The sequence below is a fragment of the Streptomyces sp. NPDC029122 genome (assembly GCF_055569445.1).
The window spans coordinates 147,221-173,934 of the sequence record NZ_JBVHWK010000012.1 but is presented as its reverse complement, the minus strand read 5'-3'; the positions used below and the strand labels follow the sequence as shown (position 1 = coordinate 173,934).

The 26,714-nt window shown below is 73.8% G+C and carries 20 protein-coding genes, 1 tRNA gene and 1 pseudogene; 9 read left to right on the top strand and 13 right to left on the bottom strand.

Annotation, left to right across the window (positions count from 1 at the left end; translation table 11 throughout):
* On the bottom strand, positions 1-1,712 hold a 1,712-nt coding region (locus ACZ4WZ_RS17020; protein ID WP_467890873.1), incomplete at its 3' end, for a S8 family peptidase.
* A gap of 282 nt (positions 1,713-1,994) precedes the next feature.
* Positions 1,995-3,362, bottom strand: coding sequence for a cation:dicarboxylate symporter family transporter (locus tag ACZ4WZ_RS17015; protein WP_467890870.1), 1,368 nt, complete (start codon positions 3,360-3,362; stop codon positions 1,995-1,997).
* A 157-nt stretch (positions 3,363-3,519) separates the two neighbouring features.
* Between ACZ4WZ_RS17015 and ACZ4WZ_RS17010 the strand changes: the two genes are divergently transcribed.
* Positions 3,520-5,175, top strand: coding sequence for a sensor histidine kinase (locus ACZ4WZ_RS17010; protein ID WP_467890895.1), 1,656 nt, complete (start codon positions 3,520-3,522; stop codon positions 5,173-5,175).
* The gene (locus tag ACZ4WZ_RS17005) at positions 5,172-5,870 is read left to right on the top strand and encodes a response regulator (RefSeq protein ID WP_467890867.1); all 699 of its coding nucleotides are present in this window, start codon (positions 5,172-5,174) and stop codon (positions 5,868-5,870) included. Before ACZ4WZ_RS17010 ends, ACZ4WZ_RS17005 begins: the two co-directional genes overlap by 4 nt.
* On the opposite strand, the gene melC2 is transcribed toward ACZ4WZ_RS17005, so the two are convergent.
* From melC2 to ACZ4WZ_RS16980, 5 genes are all read right to left on the bottom strand, one after another.
* Complete coding sequence (melC2, locus tag ACZ4WZ_RS17000; RefSeq protein WP_467890865.1) at positions 5,828-6,673, bottom strand: tyrosinase MelC2; 846 nt, start codon at positions 6,671-6,673, stop codon at positions 5,828-5,830. The genes ACZ4WZ_RS17005 and melC2 overlap by 43 nt on opposite strands.
* Complete coding sequence (gene melC1 / locus ACZ4WZ_RS16995; RefSeq protein ID WP_467890864.1) at positions 6,673-7,062, bottom strand: apotyrosinase chaperone MelC1; 390 nt, start codon at positions 7,060-7,062, stop codon at positions 6,673-6,675. Before melC1 ends, melC2 begins: the two co-directional genes overlap by 1 nt.
* 427 nt (positions 7,063-7,489) lie before the next feature.
* Positions 7,490-9,961: a helicase associated domain-containing protein gene (locus ACZ4WZ_RS16990; protein WP_467890862.1), complete on the bottom strand. Its 2,472-nt coding sequence runs from the start codon at positions 9,959-9,961 to the stop codon at positions 7,490-7,492.
* Positions 9,962-10,056: 95 nt separating this feature from the next.
* Positions 10,057-11,742 (bottom strand): sigma-70 family RNA polymerase sigma factor, encoded by a 1,686-nt coding sequence (locus ACZ4WZ_RS16985; RefSeq protein ID WP_467890860.1) that lies wholly within the window; start codon positions 11,740-11,742, stop codon positions 10,057-10,059.
* Between the two features lie 157 nt (positions 11,743-11,899).
* Positions 11,900-13,153, bottom strand: coding sequence for a serpin family protein (locus ACZ4WZ_RS16980; RefSeq protein WP_467890858.1), 1,254 nt, complete (start codon positions 13,151-13,153; stop codon positions 11,900-11,902).
* A 106-nt stretch (positions 13,154-13,259) separates the two neighbouring features.
* Between ACZ4WZ_RS16980 and ACZ4WZ_RS16975 the strand changes: the two genes are divergently transcribed.
* Together ACZ4WZ_RS16975 and ACZ4WZ_RS16970 are read left to right on the top strand one after the other, a co-directional pair.
* On the top strand, positions 13,260-14,342 hold the full coding sequence (locus ACZ4WZ_RS16975) for an NAD(P)H-dependent amine dehydrogenase family protein (RefSeq protein WP_467890856.1): 1,083 nt from the start codon (positions 13,260-13,262) through the stop codon (positions 14,340-14,342).
* Positions 14,339-14,818 carry a carboxymuconolactone decarboxylase family protein gene (locus tag ACZ4WZ_RS16970; protein WP_467890853.1) on the top strand — a complete coding sequence of 160 codons (480 nt, stop codon included), beginning with the start codon at positions 14,339-14,341 and terminating at the stop codon, positions 14,816-14,818. Before ACZ4WZ_RS16975 ends, ACZ4WZ_RS16970 begins: the two co-directional genes overlap by 4 nt.
* A 71-nt stretch (positions 14,819-14,889) precedes the next feature.
* On the opposite strand, the gene ACZ4WZ_RS16965 is transcribed toward ACZ4WZ_RS16970, so the two are convergent.
* Both ACZ4WZ_RS16965 and ACZ4WZ_RS16960 read right to left on the bottom strand, forming a co-directional pair.
* On the bottom strand, positions 14,890-16,545 hold the full coding sequence (locus tag ACZ4WZ_RS16965; RefSeq protein ID WP_467890851.1) for a GMC oxidoreductase: 1,656 nt from the start codon (positions 16,543-16,545) through the stop codon (positions 14,890-14,892).
* Between the two features lie 115 nt (positions 16,546-16,660).
* Positions 16,661-17,119, bottom strand: a complete 459-nt coding sequence (locus ACZ4WZ_RS16960; RefSeq protein ID WP_467890848.1) for a DUF4352 domain-containing protein — start codon at positions 17,117-17,119, stop codon at positions 16,661-16,663.
* A gap of 132 nt (positions 17,120-17,251) precedes the next feature.
* Between ACZ4WZ_RS16960 and ACZ4WZ_RS16955 the strand changes: the two genes are divergently transcribed.
* Together ACZ4WZ_RS16955 and ACZ4WZ_RS16950 are read left to right on the top strand one after the other, a co-directional pair.
* Positions 17,252-17,325 (top strand) — tRNA-Trp (locus tag ACZ4WZ_RS16955).
* Between the two features lie 76 nt (positions 17,326-17,401).
* Positions 17,402-17,991 (top strand): annotated as a pseudogene (locus tag ACZ4WZ_RS16950) (ABC transporter ATP-binding protein); the annotation flags it as partial.
* A 232-nt stretch (positions 17,992-18,223) separates the two neighbouring features.
* Here ACZ4WZ_RS16950 and ACZ4WZ_RS16945 read toward each other — a convergent pair.
* Together ACZ4WZ_RS16945 and ACZ4WZ_RS16940 are read right to left on the bottom strand one after the other, a co-directional pair.
* Positions 18,224-18,610, bottom strand: coding sequence for a hypothetical protein (locus ACZ4WZ_RS16945; RefSeq protein ID WP_467890846.1), 387 nt, complete (start codon positions 18,608-18,610; stop codon positions 18,224-18,226).
* 47 nt (positions 18,611-18,657) lie between these two features.
* A complete protein-coding gene (locus ACZ4WZ_RS16940; RefSeq protein ID WP_467890843.1) occupies positions 18,658-19,038 on the bottom strand; it encodes a VOC family protein in 381 nt (126 codons plus the stop codon).
* 354 nt (positions 19,039-19,392) lie between these two features.
* Here ACZ4WZ_RS16940 and ACZ4WZ_RS16935 point away from each other — a divergent pair, with 354 nt between their 5' ends.
* Together ACZ4WZ_RS16935 and ACZ4WZ_RS16930 are read left to right on the top strand one after the other, a co-directional pair.
* Positions 19,393-20,340, top strand: coding sequence for an aldo/keto reductase (locus ACZ4WZ_RS16935; RefSeq protein ID WP_467890841.1), 948 nt, complete (start codon positions 19,393-19,395; stop codon positions 20,338-20,340).
* Positions 20,337-21,311 carry a D-2-hydroxyacid dehydrogenase family protein gene (locus ACZ4WZ_RS16930; protein ID WP_467890838.1) on the top strand — a complete coding sequence of 325 codons (975 nt, stop codon included), beginning with the start codon at positions 20,337-20,339 and terminating at the stop codon, positions 21,309-21,311. The genes ACZ4WZ_RS16935 and ACZ4WZ_RS16930 overlap by 4 nt, the downstream gene beginning before the upstream one ends.
* A gap of 36 nt (positions 21,312-21,347) precedes the next feature.
* Here ACZ4WZ_RS16930 and ACZ4WZ_RS16925 read toward each other — a convergent pair whose 3' ends face one another.
* Together ACZ4WZ_RS16925 and ACZ4WZ_RS16920 are read right to left on the bottom strand one after the other, a co-directional pair.
* Complete coding sequence (locus tag ACZ4WZ_RS16925; RefSeq protein ID WP_467890836.1) at positions 21,348-22,244, bottom strand: ABC transporter permease; 897 nt, start codon at positions 22,242-22,244, stop codon at positions 21,348-21,350.
* Positions 22,241-24,988: an alpha/beta fold hydrolase gene (locus ACZ4WZ_RS16920; protein ID WP_467890834.1), complete on the bottom strand. Its 2,748-nt coding sequence runs from the start codon at positions 24,986-24,988 to the stop codon at positions 22,241-22,243. Before ACZ4WZ_RS16920 ends, ACZ4WZ_RS16925 begins: the two co-directional genes overlap by 4 nt.
* Positions 24,989-25,142: 154 nt before the next feature.
* On the opposite strand from ACZ4WZ_RS16920, the gene ACZ4WZ_RS16915 reads away from it, so the two are divergent.
* Positions 25,143-26,681 carry an ATP-dependent DNA ligase gene (locus tag ACZ4WZ_RS16915; RefSeq protein WP_467890831.1) on the top strand — a complete coding sequence of 513 codons (1,539 nt, stop codon included), beginning with the start codon at positions 25,143-25,145 and terminating at the stop codon, positions 26,679-26,681.
* The last annotated feature ends 33 nt before the right edge of the window (positions 26,682-26,714 follow it).

The window sequence follows — 26,714 nt, the reverse complement described above, 5'->3', positions numbered from 1 at the left end:
ACGCGCAGCTTCCAGGTGCCGTTCGCGACCTCGGAGGAGGCGTTGACGGTGTAGGTCTGGTTGATGTTGTCCGCGCTGCCGCCGGCCCGGTTGTGGACCGTGTAGACGGTGCCGTCCGGGGCGATGAGGTCGACCTTCAGGTCACCGGTGTAGGTGTGCGCGATGTTCACGCCGACCTTGAGGGTGGCCGGGGCGTTTCCGGTCACGCCGGAGACGGTGATCGGGCTCTCGACCGTGGTGTTGTCGCCGATGGCGAAGTCCGCGGTGTTCTCGAAGTACTTGCCGGCCGGAGGCGTGGAGCCGCCGACCGCCTTCAGCGCGTCGACCTGGCCCTCGCCGAAGAAGGCGTTGTTGGCCGTGGTCCCGGTGCAGCGGCCGTCCGACGGGCAGGCGATGTCGTTGGCCTGGGTGGCCAGCCGGTCGCGGATCTGCGCCGGGGTGAGGGCCGGGTTGGCGCTCACCATCAGCGCGGCGACGCCGGCCACGTGCGGGCTGGCCATCGACGTGCCGCTCTTGGAGCCGTACTTGCCGCCCGGGACGGTCGAGTAGACGTCCTGGCCCGGGGCCGCGACGTCGATGACGCCCTGGCCGAAGTTGGAGAACGAGGCCTTGGTGGTGCCGGTGCCGTTCGCCGCGACCGTGACCACGCCGGGCAGTTCGGTCGGGATGTCGACGCAGGCGTTGGTGATGGTGCGGGTGACCGGGGTCGAGTCGTTGGGGCTCGCCGTGTCGGTCGTCTTGTGGGCGAGGTCGTAGTTCTCGTTGCCCGCGGCGGCGATCTGGAGCGAGCCCTTGCCCTCGGCGTACGCCTGGGCGCGGTTGACGCCCTCGATGATGGCGGCCTGGTCGAGGTTGTCCGGGCAGTTGAACTGCCACGGGTCGGTGTAGTAGCTGTTGTTGGTGACCTTGAAGCCGTGGTCACCGGCCCACACGAACCCGCAGATGGTGTTCTCGGCGAAGAAGAGCGAGGTGTTCGGCTCGGCGATGCGGACCGAGGAGATCTTCACGTTCGGGGCCACGCCGATGACGCCCTTGCCGTTCTTGGCGGCGGCCACCGTGCCGGCGACGTGCGTGCCGTGGTCGCCGACGTCGCGCCAGGCGCCGGCGCGGGTGTCGGTCTTGCCGTAGGCGCAGGAGACCGAGTCGGCGGCGTTGAAGTTGGGCGCCAGGTCCTGGTGCTGGTCGTCGACACCGGTGTCGAGGATGCCGACCTTCACGGCGGCGGAACCGGCGTTGACGGCCCAGGCCTGGTCCGCCTTGATCTGGCTCATGTCGGCGCGGACCGGCTCGCCGGTCGGGGTCGTCGACTGGGCCGGGTTGGCGGGCAGCGCCGGGTTGTAGGCGTCGGCCGGGACGTCCGAGGTGCGGGTCGCCCCGACCTTCTGGACCCCGCTGACCCCGCGCATCGCCGTGGCGAAGCCGCTGGAGGCCGAGTGGGCGACGATCACGCCGATCGCGTCGTAGGACGCGAAGACCGTGCCGCCGTTGGCGGTCACGGCCGAGCGCACCGCCGAGCTGTCACCGGGGGCGGTGATCACGAGGTAGGCGCGGGTGCCGGCGGCCCAGGTCGCACTCTGGGAAGCCGGGGCCGCAGCCTGGGGGGCCGCCGCGGGGGCGGCGGCCGGGGAGCCGGAGGGACCGACGGGAGCGGTGCCGGCGAGCGCGGCGGGGGCTCCGAAGGTGAGGGCGGCGCCCATGGCTGCCGCCAGCACGAGCGCACGTCGAGGTCGGCTGGATATGTGGGGTATCAATGCGTCCTCCGATGACGGCCCGGTGGTGCTGGTGGCACCTGCCGGGCCGTACGAAACGAGTGGTGGACGCAAGATGTCAGACGCGCCGCCCCGTAGGGAAGTACCTTTCCCCGCAGCAGAGTTGAAGATCACATGGCCGAAAGTGACGGTTCGCGGCTGTTCGTTGGGGTTTGACGTGGGGGCCGGCCGGGCTGGGCACCGTGGGGGCGAGTCCTGCCCGGCCGGGTCGCGCGGGTGTACCGGTCAGACCGGCACACCGTCCTTGGCGCCGGCCGCGGGGCCGGGCACGGCCGACGGGGCGGTTTCGGCGGCCGGCGCATGGCCGTCGTCCACCAGCGTGGCCTCGTCGAAGGGCATCCGGCCCGCGAGGACCTCGGCGGCCCGCCCGCGGTCGAACTCCTTGGTCCACGTCCCGATCAGGACGGTCGCGACGGCGTTGCCCGCGAAGTTCGTCAGCGCCCGCGCCTCGCTCATGAAGCGGTCGATCCCGACGATCAGGCCCACGCCGTCGACCAGTTCGGGCCGGTGCGACTGGAGGCCGCCGGCCAGGGTGGCGAGACCGGCGCCGGTGACCCCGGCCGCGCCCTTCGAGGCCACGATCATGAAGAGCAGCAGCGAGATCTGCTCGCCCAGGGCAAGCGGCTTGCCCATGGCCTCCGCGACGAACAGGGAGGACATCGTCAGGTAGATGGCGGTGCCGTCCAGGTTGAAGGAGTAGCCCGTCGGCACCGTGATGCCGGTGACCGGCCGGGAGACGCCCAGGTGCTCCATCTTCGCGATCAGCCGCGGCAGCGCCGACTCCGAGGAGGAGGTCGACAGGATCAGCAGGAACTCCCGGCCCAGGTAGCGCAGCAGCGCGAACACGCTGATTCCCGTACAGACGCGCAGCAGGGTGCCCAGCACCACGAAGACGAAGAGCAGACAGGTCGTGTAGAAGCCGATCATGATGACCGCGAGGGACTTCAGCGCGTCGAGCCCGGTCGCTCCGACCACGGCCGCGATCGCCCCGAAGGCGCCGACGGGTGCCACCCACATGATCATCGCCAGCACCCGGAACACCAGCTTCTGCACGTGCCCGATCCCGCGCAGCACCGGCTCGCCGGCCGGGCCCATCGCCTGGAGGGCGAACCCGCACAGCAGCGCCACCAGCAACGTCTGCAGCACCTCGCCGCCGGTGAAGGCGGAGACCAGGGTGGTCGGGATGATCCCCAGCAGGAACTCCTGGGTGCTCTCCGCCCCGCCCGCCTTGGCCTGCGCCTCGCCGGCTCGCGCCGCGGCCTCGGTCAGGTGCAGTCCGCTGCCCGGCTCCAGCAGGTTCCCCACCAGCAGGCCGATGGCCAGCGCCACCGTGGACATCACCATGAAGTACCCGAGGGCCAGCCCGCCCACCGCGCCGACCTTGGCCGCCTTGCGGACCGAGCCGATCCCCAGCACGATCGTGCAGAAGATCACCGGCGAGATCATCATCTTGATGAGGTTGACGAAGCCCGTGCCCAGCGGCTTGAGCTCCACGGCCACGCCGGGCGCGGCGAAGCCGACGGCGATGCCGAGCAGCACCGCGGCGATCACCGCGATGTAGAGGTAATGGGTTCTGTCGCGTCTGGCGGCCATGTCGCGTCTCCTGGTGGTGAGGTCGTTCCGGGAGACCATCGCCCAGCCTGTGACCCCGGTCACCCTTGCGTTCATTGAGTTCACGGGCCGGTGCACACTGAGCGTCATGTTCCGCTTCCCCCGGCCGCCCCGCAGCCTCGCCGGCCAGCTCTTCGCCATGCAGGTCCTGCTGGTCGCGCTCGTCGTCGCCGGCTGCGCGGTCTTCGCGTACGCGAGCGCCCGCGAGCAGGCCGAGGACGCCGCCCGCCGGCAGGCCGGGGCGGTGGCCCGGGCCGTCGCCGACTCGCCCTCCGTACGCGAGGCCGTACGCCCCGGCACCGGAGGAGCGGACCCCTCCACCGTGCTCCAGCCCTATGCCGAGCGGGTGCGCACCGACTCCGGCGTGGACTTCGTGACGATCATGGCCCCGGACGGCAGGCGCTGGACCCACCCCGACCCGCGCCGCATCGGCGAGCGCTTCCTCGGCAACACCGCCCCGGCCCTGCGCGGCGCGACCTTCAGCGAGACGTACACCGGCACCCTCGGCCCCTCCATCCGCGTCGTCACCCCGCTCAGGGACACGGACGGCACCGTCATCGGCCTGGTCAGCGCGGGGATCACCGTCCGCGCCATCAGCGCCCGCCTCGCGGAGCAGCTCACCGCCCTCGCCTGGGTGGCGGCCGGGGCACTGGCCCTCGGCGCGGTGGGTACGTACGTGGTCAACGCCCGGCTGCGCCGCCACACCCACGGCATGAACGCCGCCGAGCTGAGCCGGATGTACGACTACCACCAGGCGGCCCTGCACGGGGTCCGGGAGGGGCTGCTGATGCTCGACGGCCACCGCAGGATCACCCTCATCAACGACGCGGGCCGCGAACTGCTCGGCCTGTCCGGGGAGGTCACCGGCACCGGCGTCGCCGACCTGGGCCTGCCCGCCCCGCTCACCGGGGCGCTGCTCGCCGACCGGCCCCGGGTCGACGAGGTGCACCTGACGGCCGAGCGGGTGCTCGTCGTCAACAGCTCGCCGGTGGCCGGCGGCGGCCGCCGGGGCACCGTCGTCACCCTGCGGGACCACACCGAACTCCTGGCCCTCACGGGAGAGCTGGACCACGAGCGCGGGTTCACCCAGGCGCTGCGCTCCCAGGCCCACGAGGCGGCCAACCGGCTCCACACCGTCGTCTCCCTGATCGAGCTGGGCCGCAGCGAGGAGGCGGTGGACTTCGCCACCGCGGAACTGGAGCTGGCCCAGGCCCTGACCGACGAGGTCGTCACCGCCGTCGGCGAGCCGGTGCTGGTCGCCCTGCTGCTCGGCAAGGCCGCGCAGGCGCACGAACGCGGCATCGAACTGGTCGTCACCCCCGAGTGCGGGGCGATCGAGGCGGGCCCGGGGGTGCCGCCCGCCCGCGACCTGGTGACGGTGCTCGGGAACCTCGTCGACAACGCCCTCGACGCCCTGACGGGAGTGCCCGGCGGACGGATCACCGTCACCGTGCGGCGGGACCCGGCCGGGCTGCTGCTGCGGGTCGCGGACAACGGGCCCGGCCTGCCCGAGGGGGTGGACGTATTCCGGCGCGGCTGGTCGGGCAAGGGGGAGGGACGGGGCCTGGGCCTGGCCCTGGTGCGCCAGGTCGCCCACCGGCACGGCGGCTCGGTGGAGGCCGGCGGCGTCCCGGGCGGCGGAGCGGCGTTCACGGCACGCCTGCCGGTGCCTCCGGCGGCCTCCTCCGGCACCGGGCGGGCACGGACGGGCGGCGCCCCGCCGGCCGGGCGGCACGACACGGACGCTCCGGCCGGGGGGCTTCCCGGCCGGGCCGCCGGGGGCGGTGTGCGATGAGCGGGCCCGTACGTGTCCTCGTCGTCGAGGACGACCCCGTCGCCGCCGACGCCCACGCGCTCTACGTCGGCCGGGTGCCCGGCTTCACCGCCGTGGCGGCCGTCCACTCCCTGGCCGAGGCCACCCGGGTGCTGGAGCGCACCCGGGTCGACCTGCTGCTGCTCGACCTCACCCTGCCCGACGGCCACGGGCTGCGCTTCGCGCGCGGACTGCGGGCGGCCGGACACCCCGCCGACGTGATCGCGGTGACCTCCGCGCGGGACCTGGCCATGGTCCGCGAAAGCGTCTCGCTCGGCGTCGTGCAGTACGTGCTCAAGCCCTTCGCCTTCCCCACCCTGAGGGAACGGCTGCTGCGTTACGCGGAGTTCCGCGCGGCCGCGGGCGAGGCGGCGGGCCAGGACGACGTCGACCGGGCCCTCGCCGCCCTGCGCGCGCCCGCTTCGGCCCAGCTGCCCAAGGGGCTCAGCGCCCCGACCCTGGACCGGGTCGCGGCGCTGCTGCGGGCGGCGCCCGAGGGGCTGACCGCCGCGGCGGCGGCCGAGGCGGCCGGGATCTCCAGGATCACCGCCCGCCGGTACCTGGAGCACCTGGTGGACACCGGCCGCGCGGACCGTACGCCCCGGTACGGCCAGGTCGGCCGCCCCGAACTGCACTACCGCTGGCTGGCGGCGGCCGGTTCGGTGTCGAACGTGTAGAACTTCCGGTGGTCGAGCATGTCCGCCGGGGTGACGTCGTTCCACGGCCGCATCGTGTCGCGCAGGTCGATCACGTTCGGGGTGCCGGCGGCCGGCAGGTAGGTCGAGTTCGGGTTCTTCGCCTGCCAGTCGGCCCACAGCTTGTCCACGAAGGCGTGGTGCATCCAGAAGACGGGGTCGTTGGGGGAGACGCCGGTGGCCATCTGGCCGCCGACCCACACGTGCACCCGGTTGTGGAGGTTGGCGCCGCGCCACCCCTCGAGGTGGTTGCGGAAGCCGTTCGAGGAGCTGTTCCAGGGGGCCATGTCGTAGACCGGCATGGCCAGTACGGCGTCCACCTCGGCCCGCGTCGGCAGCTGGGCGACTCCCTCGCCGAGCGCACGCCGCAGGTAGGAGCGGCCGTCCACGCGTACCGCTACCTCCCACTTGCCCGTCGCGTAGGCGAAGGGGCCGTCCATGACCTGCCCGTCGCGGGCGCGGCCGGTGCCGCCGAGGAAGTCGGCGGCCCAGAGGGAGGAACGGGCGGTGCGGTCGGCGGTCCAGTCCCAGTACGGGAGCGAAACGCTCTTGTCCACCGCCTGAAGAGCCGCCTCGAACTCGAGCAGAAAGCGGCGGTGCCAGGGGAGGAAGGAGGGGGAGCGGTGGCCCACCCGGTCGCCCGAGTCGGTGTCGCTCATGATGAAGCCGTTGTGGGTGGTGACGAAGCGGTCGTAGCGGCCGGTCCGCTTCAGTTCCAGCAGCGCGTTGGTGAAGGCGCGCTTCTCCTCGGCGGTCAGCGTGGCCTGGTTCTTGCGCACGGTCATCACATGCCGCCCATCTGCATCGGGGCGAGCTGCGAGCCCTGGAGCTCCCGGACGGCGGCGCGGGCCAGCGAGGTGGGGTCGGCGTACGTCTCGTAGTGGTTGACGACGCTGATCCAGGTGCCGTCGGCGTTGCGCATGACGTGGAGTTCGCGGCCGTCTATCCGGACGGTCGGCATGCCGGCGCCGTGGTGGCCTCCGTGGTGACCGCCGCCGGTGGCGGCCGATATCTGGATGCGGCGGCCCTGGTACACCTCGTCGACGGTGCCGGCCGGGGTGGCGGCGGCACGGGAGTCGGTGGCGGCGGCGTGCGCGGTGGCGCCCGCGATGCCGAGGACGGTGAGTGCGCCGGCGGTGGTGCCCAAGGCCTGCCGGCGGGTGATCTTGTTCATGGCGGAAGAACTACCAGGGCGTGTACGACAGTTGACCACTATCCGGACATCGGCGGATAAGTTCTGCGTAGAACCAGTTGGGTGATCTTCCCGTCCGGACCGGCTCCAGTGGCCCGGACGGGAGGATCTGCGGAAGAAATACTACTCGACGGTAATTTTTTCGGTCCGGCGAGGCCCCTATGTGGGGGGTCACATCGGAGACTCGGCCGGAAGCCATGCCGGAAAGCGCCCCGCACGACCGGTTTTCGAGGGTTTCTGGAGCCGCACCGCAGGGCGGTATGCCCCAATGATCCGGATATTTCCATTCGTGGACGAAGGACACCCGCGCCCGGGACGCGTAGACGGAAGTGTCCGCGCTCAGCCGTGTCCTGGCGGACCGGCCCTCCCGCCACCCGGACCCCGGCCCGGCGGCACTGCCCGGCGGCACTCAGGACGACGCCGACCAGCGCATCCCCAGCGCCGTCAGCGCGGCCACCCGCTCCGGGGCCAGCTTCGCCGCCCGGGAACGCTGGTTGGCGATCCACGCGCCCAGCCGCAGCTCCTGCCCCCCGACCGGCTCCACGTGCGTCCGCGGCACCCGCAGGTGCCCCTCGCGGGCGTGGAACCGCCGGGCCGCCTCCAAGTGCCCCGCCCAGGCGGCGGCATGACTGCGCCGCGGCGGCGGGCGCTCCGCCTCCGTTGCCGGCGTCAGCCCCAGCGCGTGCTCCAGCAGCCACCGCTGCGCCCAGGCCAGGCGTTCCCACCCCAGCCGCTGGCTCCGCACCCACAGCCCCAGGTCCTCACCCTGGACCACCACCGAGCCCGGACCGGACGGGACGGCGCCGCCCGCGTCCAGATGGGCGCGGGTCAGCCGGAACGCCCGCTGCCAGCCGATGTCCCAGGCCGGGCACCAGGACGGGTCGATCTCGTCCAGGGCCTCGCGGCGCTCCTGGGGCAGCGCACCCGGCCCCTCCCGCCGGGCGGCGGCCCGGTTGTTCTTCATCCACACCCCGACCGGCATCCCGTGCCAGGTGGCCTCCACCGGCGGCAGCAGGTGCCCGTGCTCGGCGGCCCAGGCGCGGGCCGCCGCGAGCCCCTCCTCGAAGGCCACGTCGAAATGGCTCCACACCATGCCGAGTTCCTCCAGCTCCCGGGTCCGTTCCCGGCCCAGGGCGCCCCTGCGGTACGTACGCCGCGCGTCCGCGATCCACTGGCCGAGCGGGAAACCGGCCAGCGCCGCCGGCCACGCGTCGCCGCCCGCCGGCACCCTGAAGGCGAACGGCACCTTCAGGTCCCCGGCCGACGCCGCGTAGATCCGTGCCGCCTCCACCCCGCGCCGCCACTGCGTGTGCTCCGGATTGAGCACGCGCAGCCGGATGAACGCCGCCAGCAGCGCCGGATCCCGGGGCACGGAGAAGCTCAGCAGCGCCCGGGCCGCCGCCCCGGGACCCGTGCCGGCCCCGCCCGCCGCCGGGGCCTTCGCCGCCGCGCTCGGTGCCTGCGGCTGGGCCAGGGCCTCCACCAGCCTCGAGTCGTGCGCCCTCAGCGCCTCCAGGAGCCGCGCGAGGTCCCCGTACGCCCGTGACGTCAGCATCGACTCCGGTGACTCCCCGGGCCCCAGCAGCACCGGCACCACCAGGGAGGCCACCTTGCCCTCGCCCGGCCGCATCCGCAGCGCCCGGCCCACCGCCTGCACCAGGTCCGGCATGGAACCGCGTACGTCCGCCCAGAAGACGGAGTCGCACTCCTTCGTGTCCACCCCCTCGCCCAGCACGCGCACGCTGCCCAGGAACGCCTTGTCCGCGACCCGGTCGGCGGCGAACGCCTCCAGTACCCGCCGCCGGTGCGCCGCCGTGTGCTGCCCGCACAGCCAGTCCGCCCAGACCGTACGCGGATACGCCGGAAGCGCCGACCGGCTCGCCGCCCGCAGCCGGTCCGCGACCGCCGGAAGCCCCGCCGCGAACGCCTCGGCCTCCTTGGTGAGGTGATGGAACACCAGCGTCCGCCGGAAGCCCTGGTCCGCGGCGGCCTTCACCAGCGCCGCCTGGAGCGCCGCGAGCCGCATCCCGCGCACCCGGTCGGAACGGCCGTCGGCGCCCAGCAGCACCGCCGCCTGGAAGCCGGGATCGCTGACGTCCACGCACACCACTCGGTACGGGGCGCAGATGCCCCGGTCGATGGCCTCCGACAGCGACAGGGTGTAGCAGCGGGCGCCGAACGGCCCCTGCGGATCGTCCTCCATGGACGCGACGAGCCCGCCCCGGCCCTGCGGCTCCGCGCCGCCGGCCGTCTCCGCCGCGTACGCGCCGGCCTCCTCGGGCTCCTCCGCCTCTTCGGGCTCCTCGCCGTCGCGCCACACCCGGGGCGTGGCCGTCATGTACAGCCGCCGGACCGAGGGGATCCGCGCGTTGTCGTGCACCACCGCCCAGGGCTTGCCGATCCGGCCGGACGTACGGTGCGCCTCGTCGACCACGACCAGGTCCCAGGGCGGCAGCCCCTCCAGGTGCGCCCGCTCGATGGTGCCCAGACCCAGCGACGCGTACGTGGCGAACACCGTCACCCGCTCCACCGGCCGGGAGCCCCACCGGGCCAGCTGCGCCGGAGCGGTCGTGGTGGGCACCCCCACGTCCTCTCCGCGCAGCGAGCACACCGCGAGCGCCCGGCCGGTGCGGCCCCCCTCCCGCCAGGCGGCGACGGTCTGCACGAGCAGGTCGAGCGAGGGGACCAGTACGAGGACCCGGCCGGCCCGCAGCTCCTCGGCCGAGCGCACGGCCACCAGGGACTTGCCGGACCCGGTGGCCATGATCACCTGCGTCCGCAGGCCCCGCTCGGGCACCCGGCCGGTGGCGGGCAGCTGCAGCGCGCGCACGACGGCGTCGACGGCCTCGCGCTGATGAGGGCGCAGCTCCTGCTTTGCCATGCACCTCACCCTGCCCGCTTTGATCTGCCCGTTCGGCTCCAGGCCCTATCTTGCCCCGATTCTGAGTCAAAGAGGAGGAAGCGACACCGGCAGGATCAGCGGGCGCCGAAGTTCTGCGTCCACCACGGCCCGCCGGAACCGGAGTGGATGCCCACGCCGATGTCCTTGAAGGAACAGTTGAGGATGTTGGCGCGGTGGCCCGGGCTCTTCATCCAGGAATCCATCACGGCCTGCGCGGTCTGCTGCCCCCTGGCGATGTTCTCGCCGTACGTCGACCACCGGTATCCGGAGGCCGTCGTCCGCGCCCCCGGGTCGGCGCCGTCGGGGTTGGTGTGCGAGAAGAAGTCCCGCCGCGCCATGTCGTCGGAGTGCCGCTGGGCGGCGTCGCGCAGTTGCGCGTCCTCCCTCAGCGGACCGCAGCCGGCCGCCGCGCGCTCGGAGTTGACCAGGGAGACGACCTGCCCCGCGACCCCCGCCGGAGCCGGCCCGGGGGCGGGAGGAGCCGGGGGCTTCGCCGTGCTCTTCGTCGGCGCGGGAGCCGCCGAGCTCTGCGCGGCGCTCGCGGAGGCCGAGGGGGAGGCCGAAGAAGAAGCCGAGGGGGACGGCGAGGCCGACGCGGAAACGGAAGGCGAGGGGGAGCCCGGGGCGGAGGCGGACGGCTGCGGCGCGGCGGAGTCCGGCGCGGAGAGGGCCGCCAGAGGGGAGGGGGACGCCCCGCCGGCACCGGCGTCCCGCGAACCGGGCAACTGGCCCAGGTACACCAGGCCGCCGCCCGCGACGCACGCGGCGACCACCGCCCCGCCGATGGCCCGGCGCCGGTTCTGGCGCCGCTTGCGCTGCGCCGCTCGGCCGGCCGGGCCGTCGGGGCCGTCCGGGCCGGCGGCGGAGTCCCCGCCCTTGCGGCGGGCGGCGCGGCCCGGGCCCGACACCACCGGCGAGAGCTGCGTCGCCGCGTCGGCGAAGGCCGCGCCGGCCGGGGAGTAGCCGGCGGCCACGGCGGACCGTACCCCCTCCAGGAGCGCCGCCGCGACCGGGACCAGCGCCAGCCCCGCCAGCAGCCCCTCCGCCGGCACCAGTCCGTTCCACAGGCCCGAGCAGCGCAGGCACTCCCGGGCGTGCCGGGCTATTCGCTTGCGCCACAGCGCGGAGGGCCGGCCGTCCCAGGTGCCCGTCATCGCCCGCAGCCCCTCGCAGGGCGGCTGCGCCTCCAGCGCCCGCTCCACCACCCGGGCCGACTCCAGCTGCGCCTTCATCCGCTGCACGCGCACCGCCGTGTGCTGCGGGGTCAGCTCCAGGGCGGCGGCCACGTCGGCCCGGGTCAGCTCACCGGCGCACTCCAGCCACCACAGCGACAGCAGCGCCCGGTCCTCGCGCTCCAGCCAGCGCGTGGCGCGGGCCGTCTCGCGGCGCTGCCCGGACAGGTGGAGCCGTACGACCGTCAGGTCGGCGAAGTCGGCGCCGGGATCGGCGACGTCCTGGGCGGCCTCCAGCCCGCTCTGCCCCGGACCGCCGCTGCGGGCCTGCCAGTGCGCCCGTACGCGGTTCATCGCGATGGCCACCAGCCAGGACCGGAAGCTCTCGTCCGCCCGCAGGCCGCCCAGCCCGTCGAGCGCCCGCAGCATGGTGTCCTGCACCACGTCGTCCACGTCGTGGGAGCCGTTCAGAGCGCGCCCGACGATGTTGTAGACGAGCGGCAGGTGGGCGCTGACGAGCTCGTCCTGCGCGCGGGGATCGCCCGCGCGGGCCGCTGCCACCAGCTCTGCCGTGTGCTGTGTACTCATGTGAAGTCCCTGTCCGTACCGGCGGTCGATGTTGCCCGATAACTGGGAGACCGTCGAGTGGGGCCCGGATAACGGTTATCCGGAAGAATCTTTTCTCCGCGCCCCGGCAAGCGGGCGTTTCCGCGGTCCGGGAGGCCCAGCGCACCCCGGCTCCGTCTCACCGCCGGGAGCGGTCCTCGAGTTCCGCCGCCCGCTCCTCCGCCGGCTTCTCCGCCTCCGACGGCTCCGGGTACGGCGCGGGGTCCGTGACCCAGCCGGCCGCGAGGACCAGGCGGGAGACGCGGTGCACGGCCAGGAACCCGAAGGGGCGGTCCACGGCCACCTGCGCGCGACGCACCCGGTACGGGAAGCGCGGCGCACCGCCGGGCGCCATGGCGACCGCCGTCACCGCGGCGGCTTCGAAACCCGTCGCGTGGAAGCGGGCGAGCACCGACTGCCGTGCCGAGCCGACGGCCAGGGGATCCGTGCTGATTCCGGGGAAATGGCCGGAGCGGCCGTCCGAGGCCGTGCTCAGGCCGAACAGCGCGGCCCGCTCGAGGAGATCGTGATGCGCCCGTACCTCGAAGGCGGGCGTCCGGACGGTGAGCCGGGGCTCCGGCGACATCGACGGCACCGTGGTGACGGACAGGCCCGGACCGGCGCTGCCCGGGGGCAGGAGGCTCCCGGCCGTCGACGGTATCGCCCGGGTCACGGCTCCGATCCCGGTGCGCAGCACCTCGCCCGCCGAGGTGTCCGGCTCGCCCAGGACGAGGTGGACGTCCACCCCCGTGGTGCCGACCACTTCCATGAGCGTGACCGGGCCGCAGGGGCCGTGGGCCACGCTGACCCGGTCCAGTAGAGAGGTGCTCCGGTGCAGCAGCACCAGGGGGCGGCCGGCCCAGGGGCCCTCGTGCGGCCGTCCGGGCAACTCCTGGAAGGGCTTGATCCACGTCAGCCGCAGCGCGAGAGCGGAGGCCAGTACGAGTCGTGCCGCGTCCGGGCCCTGCGGCAGCGCGACCGGCATGCGCTCGATGAGGCCGTCCGTGCGCGCGGCGGCCCACGCGTCCAGCGTCTTGCCGTCGACGTCCGGATCCCCCGTCAGAGTGCCCCTGGTGCCCTCGGGCAGGCCGGCCAGCCAGGAGGTGTCCAGCGGGAGCCCGGCTCCGGTCCACAGGCCGGTCGCCGCGCGCAGGCCCCGTACGCGGGCCAGGGCGGCCACGAGTTCGCGAGCGGCGCCCGCCGCGTCCCGGGCGGGCACACCGAGGGCTTCCGAGAGCTCCGTGCGGGCCGGGCCCGCCGCTCCGTCCGCGATCAGGGCGAGCAGCGGCCAGACCCCGGCGGCGGTGAGGACCGTACCGCCGTCCCCGCCGCAGGCCGCGGACGCCCAGCGCGCTGTGAGCCGGTTGACCGCCCGTACCGTCGAGTTCCCCATGGCAGGGAGCGTACGTGGTGTTGACGCCCGGCTCCCGCGGGTGCCCGTCCGAAAAACCTCCTTCACGACGCTGGGCACCTCCACGCCCCCTCGCTACCCTCCGCGCATGATTCCCACGGTGGTCTGGGGCACCGGCAACGTCGGGCGCGCGGCGATCCGCGCCGTCGACGCCCACCCGGCGCTCGAACTCATGGCGGTCATCGTCCACAACCCCGCGAAGGCCGGCCGTGACGCCGGCGAACTCGCCGGCCTCGGACACCGGCTGGGGGTGGCGGCCACCGACGACATCGAGGCGGTGCTCGCCGCCCGCCCGGCCGCCGTCGTCTACGCCGCGTCCGGCGACATCCGCCCCGACGGCGCCCTCGCCGACATCACCCGCGCCATCACGGCCGGCGCGGCCGTGGTCAGCCCGGCCCTCTACCCGCTCTACGACCACCGCGGCGCCCCGCCGGAGTTCCGGGACCCGGTGCTGGCCGCGATCGCCGCGGGAGGCGGCTCGCTCTTCGCCTCGGGCGTCGACCCCGGCTGGGGCAACGACGTACTCCCGCTGCTGATCAGCGGCCTGGGCACCACCGTCGACGCGATCCGCTGCCAGGAGATCTTCGACTACTCCACGTACGACCAGCCGGACTCCGTACGCCACCTCGTCGGTATGGGCCACCCGATGGACCACCAGCCGATGATGCTCATGCCCTCCGTCCCGACCATGGTCTGGGGCGGCCAGATCCGGATGATGGCCCGTGCCCTCGGCGTCGAACTCGACGCGATACGCGAGACATCCGACCGCCGTGCCCTCGACACCACGGTGAGCACCCCGTCCATGGGCGAGTTCGAGGCGGGAACCCAGGGCGCCATCCGCTTCGAGGTCCAGGGCATCGTCGGCGGCGAACCCCGCATCGTCATCGAACACGTCACCCGGATCCACGCCTCCTGCGCCCCCGACTGGCCCGCCCCGCCCGACGGCGGCGCCGGAGCCCACCGGGTGGTCATCGAAGGCCGCCCGCGCATCGAGGTGACCGTCGAGGCCACCGACGAGGGCGACAACCGCTCGGCGGGCGGGAACGCCACCGCCGTCGGACGGCTGGTGGGAGCCATCGACTGGCTCGTGGCCGCGGAACCCGGACTCTACGACGCCCTCGACGTCCCGCTGCGGCCCGCAGTCGGCAGACTCGGAAGGAAACAGCCATGAGGATCGACATCCCCGAGGGACAGCACCCGATCGAGTACGTCTGGGGCGACATGGTCCCCGGCATCGGCATGGCCGCCGCCAACTTCTCCCTCTCCGTCTACGCCCACACCACCCTGGGCCTGCGCGAGTTCGAGGCGGCGCGGCTGCGCATCGCGCAGATCAACGGGTGCGTCTTCTGCCTCGACTGGCGCACCGAGCGGGACGGGCAGAAGGTCGAGGAGGAGTTCGCCGACGCCGTCACCGAATGGCGCACCACCAAGGCCTTCGACGACCGCACCCGCCTCGCCGCCGAATACGCCGAGCGCTACGCCCTGGACCACCACAACCTCGACGAGGGGTTCTGGGAGCGGATGACCGCCCACTACAGCCAGCTGGAGATCGTGGAGCTGAGCATGAGCATCGGCTCCTGGCTCGCCTTCGGCCGGCTCAACCACGTACTGGGCCTCGACAGCGTCTGCGTGCTGCCGGGCGGCTGAACGTGACGCCCCGGCCGCCGCACGGCCCGGGGCCGCCCGGTGGATCCGGACGGCCCCGGGGGGCGGCCTCCTCAGAGGTCCGTCGCGATGATCCTCTCTATGTTCCGCTCGGCGAGGGCCGTGATCGTCACGAACGGGTTGACGCTGGTGTTGCCGGGGATCAGCGCTCCGTCGATGACGTACAGGCCCGGGTGCCCGTGCAGCCGGCCGTAGTTGTCGGTGGCCCTGTTCAGTACCGCGCCGCCCAGCGGGTGGTACGTGAGGTGGTCGCCCCAGACCTTGTTGGTGCCGAAGAGGTCGGTGCGGTAGATCGTCCCCTCCTTGGCGTTGATCCGGTCGAAGACGGTCTTGGCCATGTCGATGGACGGCTGTTTCCAGGCCGTCTGCCAGTCCAGTTCGACCTTCCCCGCCGCCGCGTTCCACGAGAACCGCGCGCGGTGCGGGTTCTTGGTGATGGAGAGGTAGAAGGACGCGTACGTCTCGATCCCCGTCGGCAGCGGGGCCACCTCGGCGAAGGCACCGCCCGCGTCCCAGTTGTCGATGCCGCCGCAGGGGATGGCGGCCTGCACCTTCCCCGTCGGGTCCCACATGTGGTTCGCGCGGCCGCACATGACGTTCCCGTTGTCGCCCCAGCCCTTGCCCACCTCGTCGTTCAGGTACGGCAGGGCGCCCGTGGCCTTCAGCCGGACCAGCAGCTTGCTGGTCCCGACACTGCCGGCCGCGAAGAACACCCGGTCGGCGGTGACCGACTTGGTGGCGACGACGTCCCCGGTGGTGCCGAGCTGCTCCATGACGACCGTGTAGCCGCCACCGTCCGAGGGGGAGACGGAGGTGACCCGGTGCAGGGCCGAGATGGTGACCTTCCCGGTCGCCCTGGCGGCGGCCAGGTAGGTCTGCTGGAGGGACTTCTTGCCGGCGTTGTTGCCGTAGAGGATCTCCCCGTCGACGGCGGACTTGGGGACGGTGCCGGCCACCTCCTGCTTCATGTAGTCCCAGTCGTAGACGTCGGGGACGAAGACGAAGGGGAAGCCGGAGCGCTGGGCGTGCTTGCGGCCCACGCGGGCGAACTGGTAGCAGGCGACCGTCTCGAACCAGTCCGGGTCGATGAGTCCCACCCCGAGCCCGGCGTTGGCCCGCGGGTAGTAGGTGCGGTACATCTCCTCGGCGTCCACCGAGGGAAGGACGGCGGCGAAGTTCTGCCGCTTGGGGGTCACGGCCATACCGCCGTTGACCAGCGAGCCGCCGCCGACGCCACGGCCCTGGTAGACGGTGATCCCGCCCATCTCCTCGGCATCGAGGATGCCCGTGTACCGGGGGACGTCCTTGTCGATGGGGAAGCCGAGGAAATTGCTCAGCGGTGCCTTGGTCCTGGTGCGCAGCCAGTACGAACGGTAGTCGGGCCTGGTGGTGTTGGCGAAGATCTTGCCGTCGCTGCCGGGGGTGTCCCAGGCCATGCCCATCTCGGCCATGTGCACGGGGACACCGGACTGGGCGAGCCGCAGCGCGGCGACGGAGCCGCCGTAGCCGGTGCCGACCACGAGGACCGGGACGTGCGCCCCGGGGGCGAGGGACGTGTGGGCGGGGGTGGCGGCCATGGCCGGCTCGGCATGGGCGGGGGGCGTGTTGACCGCCAGGGCGGCCGCTCCGAGAATAGAACCAGTTCCAGCGATGAATCCGCGGCGGGAAACGCCTCTGGACGCGTGACTGTTCAGGGCTTTGTCACTCATGTGACGTTCCTCACTCTCGATGGAGTGGGAACAAGTTCTACTGGCGAATGCCTGCTAAGTCACTACACGCGTCGCGGTAACTTCCGGCCGGTTGTCCGCCGCGCGGCCACGGGGCTCAGGGCAGGCTCCAGTGCCCCACGTCGTCGCCCAGCCCCGCGTCCAGCGCGAACTGCACCGCGGCGGGGCGGGCGTCCTCGGGAAGCCGGAAGGTGACGAACCCCGAGGCCGAGCCACCGGGAGGCAGGGTGAGGGTGCCGGGAAGGCTCGGCCCGGCGCCGGTCGCGGTGCTCGAGCCGGTGAACCGCTGCCCTTCTGAGTCGAGGAGGTGCGCGGCCGGCGCGGGGGAGTCCTCGTACGGCACCGTCCCGGTGTTCTCCAGGCGCAGCTCCACGGCGACCAGCCGGTCCGCGTCCGCACGGCCCGCGGGGTCGACGACCCGGGTCAGCGTGACGTCGAGCCGCTCCCCGGTCCGGTTCCCGTCGAGGGACACGGTCTCCCCGGACCCGTCGGGCCCGGCACCGACCAGCAGGAGCACGAGGAGGGGGCCCAGCAGCCGCCCCGCACGGTGGCGCACGACTCCACCTCCGCTCCGCGTACCCGCCCCCTTCTCCGCCCACGATCCTCCGCCGGCCCGGCTCCCGCCACCGGCGACACGGAATATGGATTGGATCTTCCGGCCGCTTCATGGCAGGCTTGCCGCCACCGAAGGGGTATAGCTCAGCTGGTCAGAGCGCTGGTCTCCAAAACCAGATGTCGTAGGTTCGAATCCTGCTACCCCTGCTGAGCCCGGCAACCGGGTGTGGTGCGAAGAACGGACTCCAGGAGGCGAAGCCTCCTGGAGTCCGTTCGTTTTTCCGCGACCTTCGGGCTGACGGTCCGCGAGGTCGTCGCGATGGGCCGCAGCCCGCACAAGCGGTTCTGGGAGCAGGACGGCCCGGAGGACCGGCGGCGCGTGGCCGAGGCCCTGGACAGGGTCGGCGCCGCCGCCCGCGCGGAGCGCGGCTTCGAGGAGCTCTCCGGTCGGTGAGCGTCGGCGCGCGCTCGTCGCCCGCGCTCTCGTCCAGGAACCGGGCCTGCTCGTCCTGGACGAGCCGACGAACCACCTCGACATCCGCTACCAGCCGGAGGTGCTCGGCCTGGTCCGCGCCCTGCCCGCGACCGGCCTCCTCGTCCTGCACGCCCTCAACCCCGCCGCCTCCTTCTGCGACCGGCTGTACGTCCTGTCGGCCGGCCGGGTCGTCGCGGCCGGCCCGACCGGCCGAGGTGCTCAACGAGGACCTGCCGGCGGAGGTCTACGGCGTCCGCACCCGCGTCGGGGTCCACCCGACGACGGGCGCCCCCAGCATCGTCTACCTGCCGGAGCCGGCCGCCGGACCAGGCCACCGCGGCCGGACAGAAGGAAGGGCCCCGGAGCCGGGGCCCTTCCGTGCCGTGCCAGTTCCGTGACCGGAAACGATCACCGGTTGGGTGCCGACTGCCTCGTGGCGGTGGGATGTGACGGCATGTTCGATCGGCGCGGCAGGCGCGATGGTACCTGCACCGGCGCAACCAGAACGCCCATCACCCCGGCATCCTGCCGCCCAGCGGCGTGAACGCGCCCGTGTCCGCGCCGAGAGGGGCATCCGGTGGGGTGGCCGGCCACTGGGAGCAGGGGCCTGAGGGCCCCCGCCCCGGCGGTCTACTCAGCCGTCTCCTCGGGAGAACGCCTGGTGATCTTCTTACCCGCTTCCGTCTCCACCAGGGTCACCGCACCGATCCAGCTGCCGTCCGGGTGCTCCCAGTTGGACACGTCACCCAGGACCGCCGGAAGCTGGTCACGAGGCACCAGCTCCCCGGGCTGGAAGCCCTCCCCGCCTGACGCGGACGTCCACGGCGCGACTCGACGAACCTCGATCCACCCACGATCGACGAGAGTGAGCGCGATCTGTGCCAGCTCCGTCACGGGCCGGGACTGATCGGCATCGTCGAGATCTCCCCAGACACCGGCCAGGAGGTCGATCTCATACGCATTGACCATGAACGCTTCCTCGGACTTGGTCAACGCCTGCCACTCGCGCTCGCTCATTCACCGATCATCCCAGGCCAACCCGGTGATCGTTTCCGGTCGCAGCACTAACCGCCGTACGGGCGGGTGAGGATCTCCATCGCGTGCCCGGCGGGGTCCAGGAAGTACACCCCGCGGCCCCCGTCGTTGTGGTTGATCTCGCCCGGGTGCTTGCCGTGCGGGTCGGCGAAGTACTCGACCCCCGACGCCCGGATCTTCTCGAAGGCGGAGTCGAACTCCTCCTCCGAGACCAGGAACGCGTAGTGCTGCGGGGTGATGGCCTCGGCCGGGACGGCCGCGAAGTCCAGGGTCACGCCGTTGGCGGTGGACACCGGGACGAAGGGACCCCACTCGGGGCCGACTTCGAGACCGAGGATGTCCGCGAGGAACGCGGCGGACCGCTTGTTGTCGAGGGAGTGGACGATCGTGTGGTTCAGCTGGACGGACATGGTGAATGCCTCCGAAAGGCATGTCACGGCACCTCCATGCCTCACCCGGTCGGTGACCGGCACGCGATGCCGTCACCTTGATCCTAAGCACCCGTCCGGGTGCGGTCCACCCCCTTCGCGCCGGAGCGGGCCCGGGATCCGGACCCTCCCGCCCGGGTCCGCCGATCGTCCGGACGGCCACCGGGGCCACAGACCAACCGGTATGCCTACACTGCGACTTCGCCGATCACGCACCAACCGCTCGGAACCGAGCGGACCGGCGAACCGCACGAACCGCGCCCCCATCCGAACCGCGCCCCCCCATCCGAACCACACTGACCGCGCGAACCGCACGAGTACGGAGGAACGACCCGTATGCGCTATCTCCCCCTGGGCACCTCAGGACTGAAGGTCTCCGCCGTCGGCCTCGGCTGCAACAACTTCGGCGGCCGCCTCGACGCCCAGGCCACCCGCGCCGTCGTCGACGCCGCCCTCGACTGCGGGATCACCCTCCTCGACACCGCCGACATCTACGGCGGCCGCGGCGGCTCCGAGACCCACCTCGGCCAGGCCCTCAAGGGCCGCCGCGACCAGGTGGTCCTCGCCACCAAGTTCGGCTACGACGGCGTCGACATGGGGTACGGCCCCGCCGCCGGTGCCCGCGGCGGCCGCGCCTACATCCGGCGCGCCGTCGAGGAGTCCCTGCGCCGCCTGGACACCGACCACATCGACCTCTACCAGCTGCACAGCCCCGACCCCGCCACACCCGTCGCGGAAACCCTCGCCGCCCTCACCGAGCTCGTCACCGAGGGCAAGGTCCGCTACATCGGCCACTCCAACCTCAGCGGCTGGCAGCTCGCCGAAGCCGCCCACGTGGCCCGCGAGACGGGCGCCGTGCCCTTCGTCTCCGCGCAGAACGAGTGGTCGCTGCTCCAGCGCTCCGCCGAGCGGGAGCTGGTCCCCGCCGCCCGCCACTACGGCCTCGGCGTCCTCCCGTACTTCCCGCTGGCCAACGGCCTCCTCACCGGCAAGATCCGCCGGGGCACCCCCGTCCCGGCCGGCTCCCGCCTCGAAGGCCGCGACGCCTACCTGACCGAGGAGCGCCTCGACACCGTGGAGGCCCTGGCCGCGATCGCCGGGAAGCACGGCCGCGGCGTCCTGGAGCTGGCCATCGGCTGGCTCTCCGCCCAGCCCGGCTGCTCCTCCGTCATCGCCGGCGCCACCTCGCCCGAGCAGGTACGCGCCAACGCGGCCGTGGCCGACCGCCCGCTGGAGGCGGAACTGCTGGCCGAGATCGACGAGGTCGCGCAGGCCCACGCATGAGCGGCCCGCTGCGCTGCGCGGTCCTCGACGACTTCCAGGGAGCGGCCGCCACCCTGGCCGACTGGTCCCCGGTCACCGGCCGGGGCGTCGAGGTGGTCACGTACGCCGACCACCTCGACGACGAGGACGAACTGGCCGCCCGTCTGGCCGGCTTCGACATCGTCGTCACCCTGCGCGAACGCGTCGCCTTCCCGGCGGGCCTGCTGGAGCGGCTGCCGCGCCTGCGCCTCCTGGTCGCCAGCGGCATGCGCCACTCGGTCATCGACCATGCCGCCGCCCGGCGCGCCGGGGTGACCGTCTGCGGCACCGCCAGCTCCTCCACCCCGCCCGTCGAGCTGACCTGGGCCCTGCTGCTGGGCCTGGCACGCGGGATCGTCCAGGAGAACACCGCCCTGCGCGAGGGCGGCCCCTGGCAGCAGACCGTCGGCGCCGACCTGCACGGGCGGCCCCTCGGCCTGCTGGGCCTCGGCAAGACCGGCAGCCGGGTCGCCCGGATCGGACTCGCCTTCGGCATGGAGGTCACGGCCTGGAGCCAGAACCTCACCAAGGAGCGGGCGGACGCGGAAGGGGTGAGGCTCGCCGCGTCCAAGGAGGAGCTGCTGGCCTGCAGCGACTTCGTCTCCGTCCACCTCGCCCTCGGCGAGCGCACCCGCGGCCTGATCGGCGCGGCGGAGCTGGAGCTGATGCGGCCGACCGCCTACCTCGTCAACACCTCCCGCGCCGCCATCGTGGACCAGGAGGCGCTGCTCGACGCCCTGCGCGCCGGCCGCATCGCGGGGGCCGGCCTCGATGTCTACGACACCGAGCCGCTGCCCGCCGGGCACCCGCTGCGCACCGCCCCGCGGCTGCTCGCCACCCCCCACCTCGGCTACGTCACCCGCGCCAACTACGCCACCTACTACGGCGAGGCCGTCGAGGACATCCTGGCCTTCCTCGACGGCTCGCCCGTACGCGTACTGGGCGGCGGCTGAACCCGCGGCGGTTCTCCCGCTCGGAGCCCCTCCGCCTCAGGAGGTGATGTCCTTGCGGGAGAACCCCCGGAACGCGAGAGCGAACAGCACCACGGCGTACGACACCGACACCGCAGCGCCCTTGACCATCCCGCCCCACTCCAGCTGCGGCTGCAGGGCGTCCGCCCAGGCGAACTGCCAGTGCGCGGGCAGGAAATCGCGCCACGAGCCGAGGGCCGTCACCGCGTCGAGCACGTTCCCCACGATCGTCAGGCCGACCGCCCCGCCCACCGCGCCGAGCGGCGCGTCCGTCCGCGTCGACAGCCAGAACGCCAGCCCGGCCGTCACCAGCTGCGACACGAACACGAAGGCGACGGCCAGCGCGAGGCGCGGCACGGTGTCCCCGGCGGGCAGTGCCCCGCCCGTCGGGAGCCTGAGCGGCCCCCACCCGTACGCGGCCGTCCCCGCCGCCAGCGCCACCACCGGCAGCAGCACGATCGCCGCCAGGCTGAACCCCAGCGCCACCACGAGCTTGCTCCACAGCAGCCGGGCCCGGGGCACCGGCGAGGCCAGCAGGTAGCGCAGCGAGGACCAGCTCGCCTCCGAGGCCACCGTGTCCCCGCAGAACAGCGCCACCGGCACCACCAGCAGGAAACCGGCCGACACGAACAGGCAGGTCGCCGCGAAGTTCGCGCCGGAGGCCGTGGCCGTGTCGATCAGGCTGACCCGGCCGCCGCCGCGCCCGTCGTCGTCGGGGCCGCCGCCCACCGCGAACGCGATGATCATGACGAACGGCAGCGCGGCCAGCACCCCGCCCATCACCAGCGTCCGCCGTCTGCGCCACTGCCGCAGCGCCTCCACGCGCAGCGGCAGGGTCCGGCCCGCCCGGTAGCCGGGCGCGGACTCCCCGCCGGGCACGGTCTGCCGTACGGGCTCCTCCTGGACGGCACTCATGCCGCACCTCCGATCAGGGTGAGGAAGGCGTCCTCGAGCCTCCGGCGCGGCCCCACCGCCGCGACCGGCAGCTCCAGCCGGACGAGTTCGCCGATCAGGGCGGCGGGCGTCGCGCCGTCGAGCCGTACGAGCAGCCCCTCCTCGGAGCGCACCGCGGAGGCCACCCCCTCCAGGGCGGCGACCTTCCCCACGGTCACCTCGTCCACCGGCTCCGCCAGGGCCACCAGCAGGGTGTCCCCGCCGCCGGTGATCTCGGCGACCTCGCCGGCCCGCACGAGCCGCCCGCGGTCCATGACCACGAGGTGCGTGCACGACTGCTCGACCTCCGACAGCAGGTGGCTGGAGACGATGACCGTCCGTCCGCCGGCGGCGTAGCGGATCATCACGTCCCGCATCTCCCGGATCTGCGGCGGGTCCAGACCGTTCGTCGGCTCGTCGAGGATCAGCAGGTCCGGCATCCCCAGCATGGCCTGCGCGATCGCGAGCCGCTGCCGCATGCCCTGGGAGTACGTGCGCACCGCCCGCTCCAGGGCGTCGCCGAGCCCGGCGATCTCCAGGGCCTCCGCCATGTGCGCGTCCTCGGCGGGACGGCCCGTGGCATGCCAGTACAGCTCCAGATTGGCCCGGCCCGTCAGGTGCGGCAGGAACCCGGCGCCCTCCACGAACGCCCCGACCCTCGACAGCACCGGAGCCCCGGGCCGGACCGCGTGCCCGAACACCCGGACCTCACCGGCGTCCGGCGCGATCAGGCCCATCAGCATCCGCAGGGTGGTGGTCTTCCCGGCCCCGTTGGGCCCCAGCAGACCCAGCACCTGGCCCTTCTCCACCCGGAACGAGAGGTCCCGCACGGCGTAGCGGTCCTTGGCCCCCGCGTAGCGCTTCGTCAGCCCGGTGATGTCCAGTGGTACGTCGGCCAGCGCGGGTTCGGGCCGCGGTGCCCCCGCCCGAGTCGCCGCGCGGCCCCCGCCGGTCCGCCGGATCCCGAGGAGCCCCGCGGCCAGCGCCAGCGCGGCCAGCGGCAGCCCCCAGGTCCAGGCGGGCAGGCCGGCGGTCGCCGTGCGCACCCCGTCCGCGACGGGCACCCGCAGGGGCCCCTCCGCGGCGACGGTGTACGCGGCCGGCGCGGCCGGAGAGGCGTAGCCGAGGTCGGTGGCCGCGACCACCAGCCGCAGCCGGTGCCCGGCCTGGACGGCGTGGTCCACGGCCGGGAGCCGCAGCTCCACGCTCCGGCCCCGCCCGGCGTCCTCCACCCGTACGGGCGCGACCAGCTGCGCCGGCAGCACCTGCTGGCGGCCGTCGGGCCCCACGTCGTACACCTTGCCGAACAGCACGGCCGACCCGTCGGCGGCCGTCGACCTCACCTTCAGGGTGACGGTCGGGGTCCCGGTGACCCGTACCGCCCCGGGCAGCGGCTCCGACTCGAAGCGGGCGTTCTGTCCGGGGAAGTCCAGCGACAGCCCCGCTCCGAGGGAGGCGAGCTGTCCGCCCACCCCGGGCAGCGAGGAGAGCGCGGGCGGCGCTCCGCCCGCCGGGTTGGCGAAGGTCTGCTCCCGCCCCGACAGGGCGAAGGCGCGCGGGTCCGGGGCGAGCCCCGGGTAGCGCTCCCCGGTCGCACCGCGCAGGGTGAGCCGGCCGTCGGTGGAGTCGATCCCGCCGGACCGCGACACGCGGAAGGCCGGGCCGGTGTCCACCGCCTCGTCGCCCTTCAGGTAGCGGTCGAACCAGGCGGCCACGCGGGCCTGGATGCGGGCGGCCTCGCGCATGCCGCCGTCGTGCCCGCCGGCCGCCCAGTCCACGGCGACGGGAGCGCCGTTCGCGGAGATGGCCTTCGCCATGGCGTCGGCCTGGTCCAGCGGGAAGAGGGAGTCGTCCTGCCCCTGCACGATCAGCGCCGGCACCCTGATCCGGTCACCGACCGCCGAGGGGCTGCGCCGCTCCAGCAGCTCGCGCGCCTCGGCGTCGGGCTTCCCGGCCACCGCGACGCGCTCGTACATGGCGCACAGCCGCGGCTCGAACCGGCCGCAGCCCGGCCCGCCCGCCCCGACGGGTGCGCCCGCCGCACCGCCGGCGGGAGGCCGCGCCGGCTGGAGGCCGCCCGCCGCGCCGGTGGTGAAGAAGATCCCGGCCCACAGCTTCTTGAACACGCCCTGCGGGAAGAGGGCGTCGGCCAGGTTCCAGTAGGTGATCTGCGGGGCGATCGCGTCCACCCGCCGGTCGTACCCGGCGGCCAGCAGGGCCACGGCCCCGCCGTACGAGGCCCCGGCCACGCCCACGCGCGGGTCGCCGTCCGCGTCGAGCCGTACGCCGGGCCGGCGGGCCAGCGCGTCGACCAGCGCGGAGACGTCCTTGACCTCGTGCTCCGGGTCGTTCAGCCCGATCGTCCCGCCGGAGCGGCCGAAGCCGCGCGCCGACCAGGTCATGACGGCGTAGCCGGCGCGGGCGAGACGCTCGGCCTGGGCCCGGACGTCGTCCTTGCTGCCGCCGAAGCCGTGGCCGAGGAGCACGGCGGGGCGTTCCCGGGAGGGGTCCCCGGCGGTGAAGAAGGAGGTGTCGATCCCGGTCCCGGGCGCGCCCGGCGCGGGCACGTCCGCTCCCGGCACGCTCACGAACCGGTCCTCGCGGTGCACCGCCGGCTCGTCCCCGGACGCGGCGGCCGTCCAGGTGCCGGCGCCCGCCAGGACCGCGAGGGCGGCGGCACCGGCGAGCAGGCGGTCCCGGGGACGCCGGGGCAGTCGTAGCTTCATACGGGCACCCTAAAGCCCGTGATCGCCTTCCCCGAGCTCCCTCAGGGGGAGCCCGGCCCCTTCTCCAGGACTACCCGGGCGGCCGGGCGTACCGCGCCCGCGGTACGCCGCCCCCGACCTGCGCCACGGCCGCGGCGGCGGGAGGATGGACGGCATGCTGCTGGCCGAGGTCGCGCGCGTGTCCCGGGAGGTCGCGGAGACCTCCGCCCGGTCCCGGAAGACCGCCCTGCTCGCGGAGCTCTTCGCGGCCGCCCCCGCCGAGGAGGCGGGCCTGGTGATCGCCTACCTCTCCGGGCGGCTCCCGCAGGGCCGGCCCGGCATCGGCTGGCGCACCCTGGCCCAGGACACCGCCCCCGCGGCCGAGCCGACGCTCACCGTGCGGGCCGTCGACGCCGCCGTGAGCGAGCTGGCCGCCGTGGCGGGGCCGGGGGCGCAGGCCGAGCGCCGCCGCATCGTCGCCGGCCTGCTGGGCGCCGCCACCGAGGGCGAACAGCGCTTCCTGCGCAGCCTGCTGTCCGGGGAGGTGCGCCAGGGCGCGCTGGACGCCGTCGCCCTGGAAGGGGTGGCCGCGGCCGCCGGGGTACCGGCCGCCGAGCTGCGCCGCGCCGTGATGCTGGACGGCTCGCTGCCCCGGATGGCGGCGGCGGTACTGGCCGGCGGCGCCCCGGCGCTGCGGGACGTCAGCCTGCGCATCGGGCAGCCCGTACAGCCCATGCTGGCCGGGACCGCCCGCTCCCTCGCCGACGCCCTGACCGCGCTCGCCCCCTGCGCGGTGGAGGAGAAGCTCGACGGGATCCGCGTCCAGGTCCACCGCGACGGGGACGAGGTACGGATCCACACCCGCTCCCTCGACGACATCACCGGCCGGCTGCCGGAGGTGGCCGAGCTGGCCCGGGGCCTGCCGGGGGAGCGGTTCGTCCTCGACGGGGAAGTCATCGGGCAGGGCGCCGACGGCCGGCCGGTGCCCTTCCAGGAGGTCGCGGGCCGGGTCGGCTCCCGGCTCGACGTGACGGCGGCGCGCGAGGCGCTCCCGGTGACCGCGTACTTCTTCGACGTGCTGGCCCTCGGTGACGACGTCCTGCTGGACCTGCCGGTCCACGACCGGTACGCGGCCCTGGCCGGCCTGGTCCCGGAAACCTGGCGGGTGCGGCGGCTGGTGGTGGAGGACGCCGTGGCGCAGGCGGCCGAGGCCGAGGAGTTCTGGACGGCGACCCTGCGCCGGGGCCACGAGGGGGTCATGGTCAAGGCCCTCGGCTCCCCCTACGCGGCGGGCCGGCGCGGGAAGCAGTGGCTGAAGGTGAAACCGGTGCACACACTGGACCTGGTCGTGCTCGCCGCCGAATGGGGCCACGGCCGCCGCACCGGGCTGCTGTCCAACCTGCACCTGGGAGCGCGGACGGGCGACGGCACGTACGCCATGCTGGGCAAGACCTTCAAGGGGCTGACGGACGAGATGCTGCGCTGGCAGACGGGGCGGCTGCGCGAGCTGGCCGTGGAGGACGACGGTTTCACCGTCCGGGTCCGGCCCGAGCTGGTGGTGGAGATCGCCTACGACGGCCTCCAGCGCTCCTCGCGCTACCCGGCCGGGGTCGCCCTGCGCTTCGCCCGCGTCCTGCGGCACCGCCCGGACAAGGAGGCGCGGGAAGCGGACACGGTGGAGACGGTGCTGGAACAGGGCCGCCGGGCGGGGTGAGAACCTCCCGGGCCAGAGCTTTTTGCCTCAGAG

What these genes read in the sequence shown, in the direction of transcription:
- ACZ4WZ_RS17015 (WP_467890870.1), bottom strand. Translation starts at nt 3,362, where the DNA reads ATGGCCGCCAGACGCGACAGAACCCATTACCTCTACATCGCGGTGATC.
- ACZ4WZ_RS17010 (WP_467890895.1), top strand. Translation starts at nt 3,520, where the DNA reads ATGCAGGTCCTGCTGGTCGCGCTCGTCGTCGCCGGCTGCGCGGTCTTC.
- ACZ4WZ_RS17005 (WP_467890867.1), top strand. Translation starts at nt 5,172, where the DNA reads ATGAGCGGGCCCGTACGTGTCCTCGTCGTCGAGGACGACCCCGTCGCC.
- melC2 (WP_467890865.1), bottom strand. Translation starts at nt 6,673, where the DNA reads ATGACCGTGCGCAAGAACCAGGCCACGCTGACCGCCGAGGAGAAGCGC.
- melC1 (WP_467890864.1), bottom strand. Translation starts at nt 7,062, where the DNA reads ATGAACAAGATCACCCGCCGGCAGGCCTTGGGCACCACCGCCGGCGCA.
- ACZ4WZ_RS16990 (WP_467890862.1), bottom strand. Translation starts at nt 9,961, where the DNA reads ATGGCAAAGCAGGAGCTGCGCCCTCATCAGCGCGAGGCCGTCGACGCC.
- ACZ4WZ_RS16985 (WP_467890860.1), bottom strand. Translation starts at nt 11,742, where the DNA reads ATGAGTACACAGCACACGGCAGAGCTGGTGGCAGCGGCCCGCGCGGGC.
- ACZ4WZ_RS16980 (WP_467890858.1), bottom strand. Translation starts at nt 13,153, where the DNA reads ATGGGGAACTCGACGGTACGGGCGGTCAACCGGCTCACAGCGCGCTGG.
- ACZ4WZ_RS16975 (WP_467890856.1), top strand. Translation starts at nt 13,260, where the DNA reads ATGATTCCCACGGTGGTCTGGGGCACCGGCAACGTCGGGCGCGCGGCG.
- ACZ4WZ_RS16970 (WP_467890853.1), top strand. Translation starts at nt 14,339, where the DNA reads ATGAGGATCGACATCCCCGAGGGACAGCACCCGATCGAGTACGTCTGG.
- ACZ4WZ_RS16965 (WP_467890851.1), bottom strand. Translation starts at nt 16,545, where the DNA reads ATGAGTGACAAAGCCCTGAACAGTCACGCGTCCAGAGGCGTTTCCCGC.
- ACZ4WZ_RS16945 (WP_467890846.1), bottom strand. Translation starts at nt 18,610, where the DNA reads ATGAGCGAGCGCGAGTGGCAGGCGTTGACCAAGTCCGAGGAAGCGTTC.
- ACZ4WZ_RS16940 (WP_467890843.1), bottom strand. Translation starts at nt 19,038, where the DNA reads ATGTCCGTCCAGCTGAACCACACGATCGTCCACTCCCTCGACAACAAG.
- ACZ4WZ_RS16935 (WP_467890841.1), top strand. Translation starts at nt 19,393, where the DNA reads ATGCGCTATCTCCCCCTGGGCACCTCAGGACTGAAGGTCTCCGCCGTC.
- ACZ4WZ_RS16930 (WP_467890838.1), top strand. Translation starts at nt 20,337, where the DNA reads ATGAGCGGCCCGCTGCGCTGCGCGGTCCTCGACGACTTCCAGGGAGCG.
- ACZ4WZ_RS16925 (WP_467890836.1), bottom strand. Translation starts at nt 22,244, where the DNA reads ATGAGTGCCGTCCAGGAGGAGCCCGTACGGCAGACCGTGCCCGGCGGG.
- ACZ4WZ_RS16920 (WP_467890834.1), bottom strand. Translation starts at nt 24,988, where the DNA reads ATGAAGCTACGACTGCCCCGGCGTCCCCGGGACCGCCTGCTCGCCGGT.
- ACZ4WZ_RS16915 (WP_467890831.1), top strand. Translation starts at nt 25,143, where the DNA reads ATGCTGCTGGCCGAGGTCGCGCGCGTGTCCCGGGAGGTCGCGGAGACC.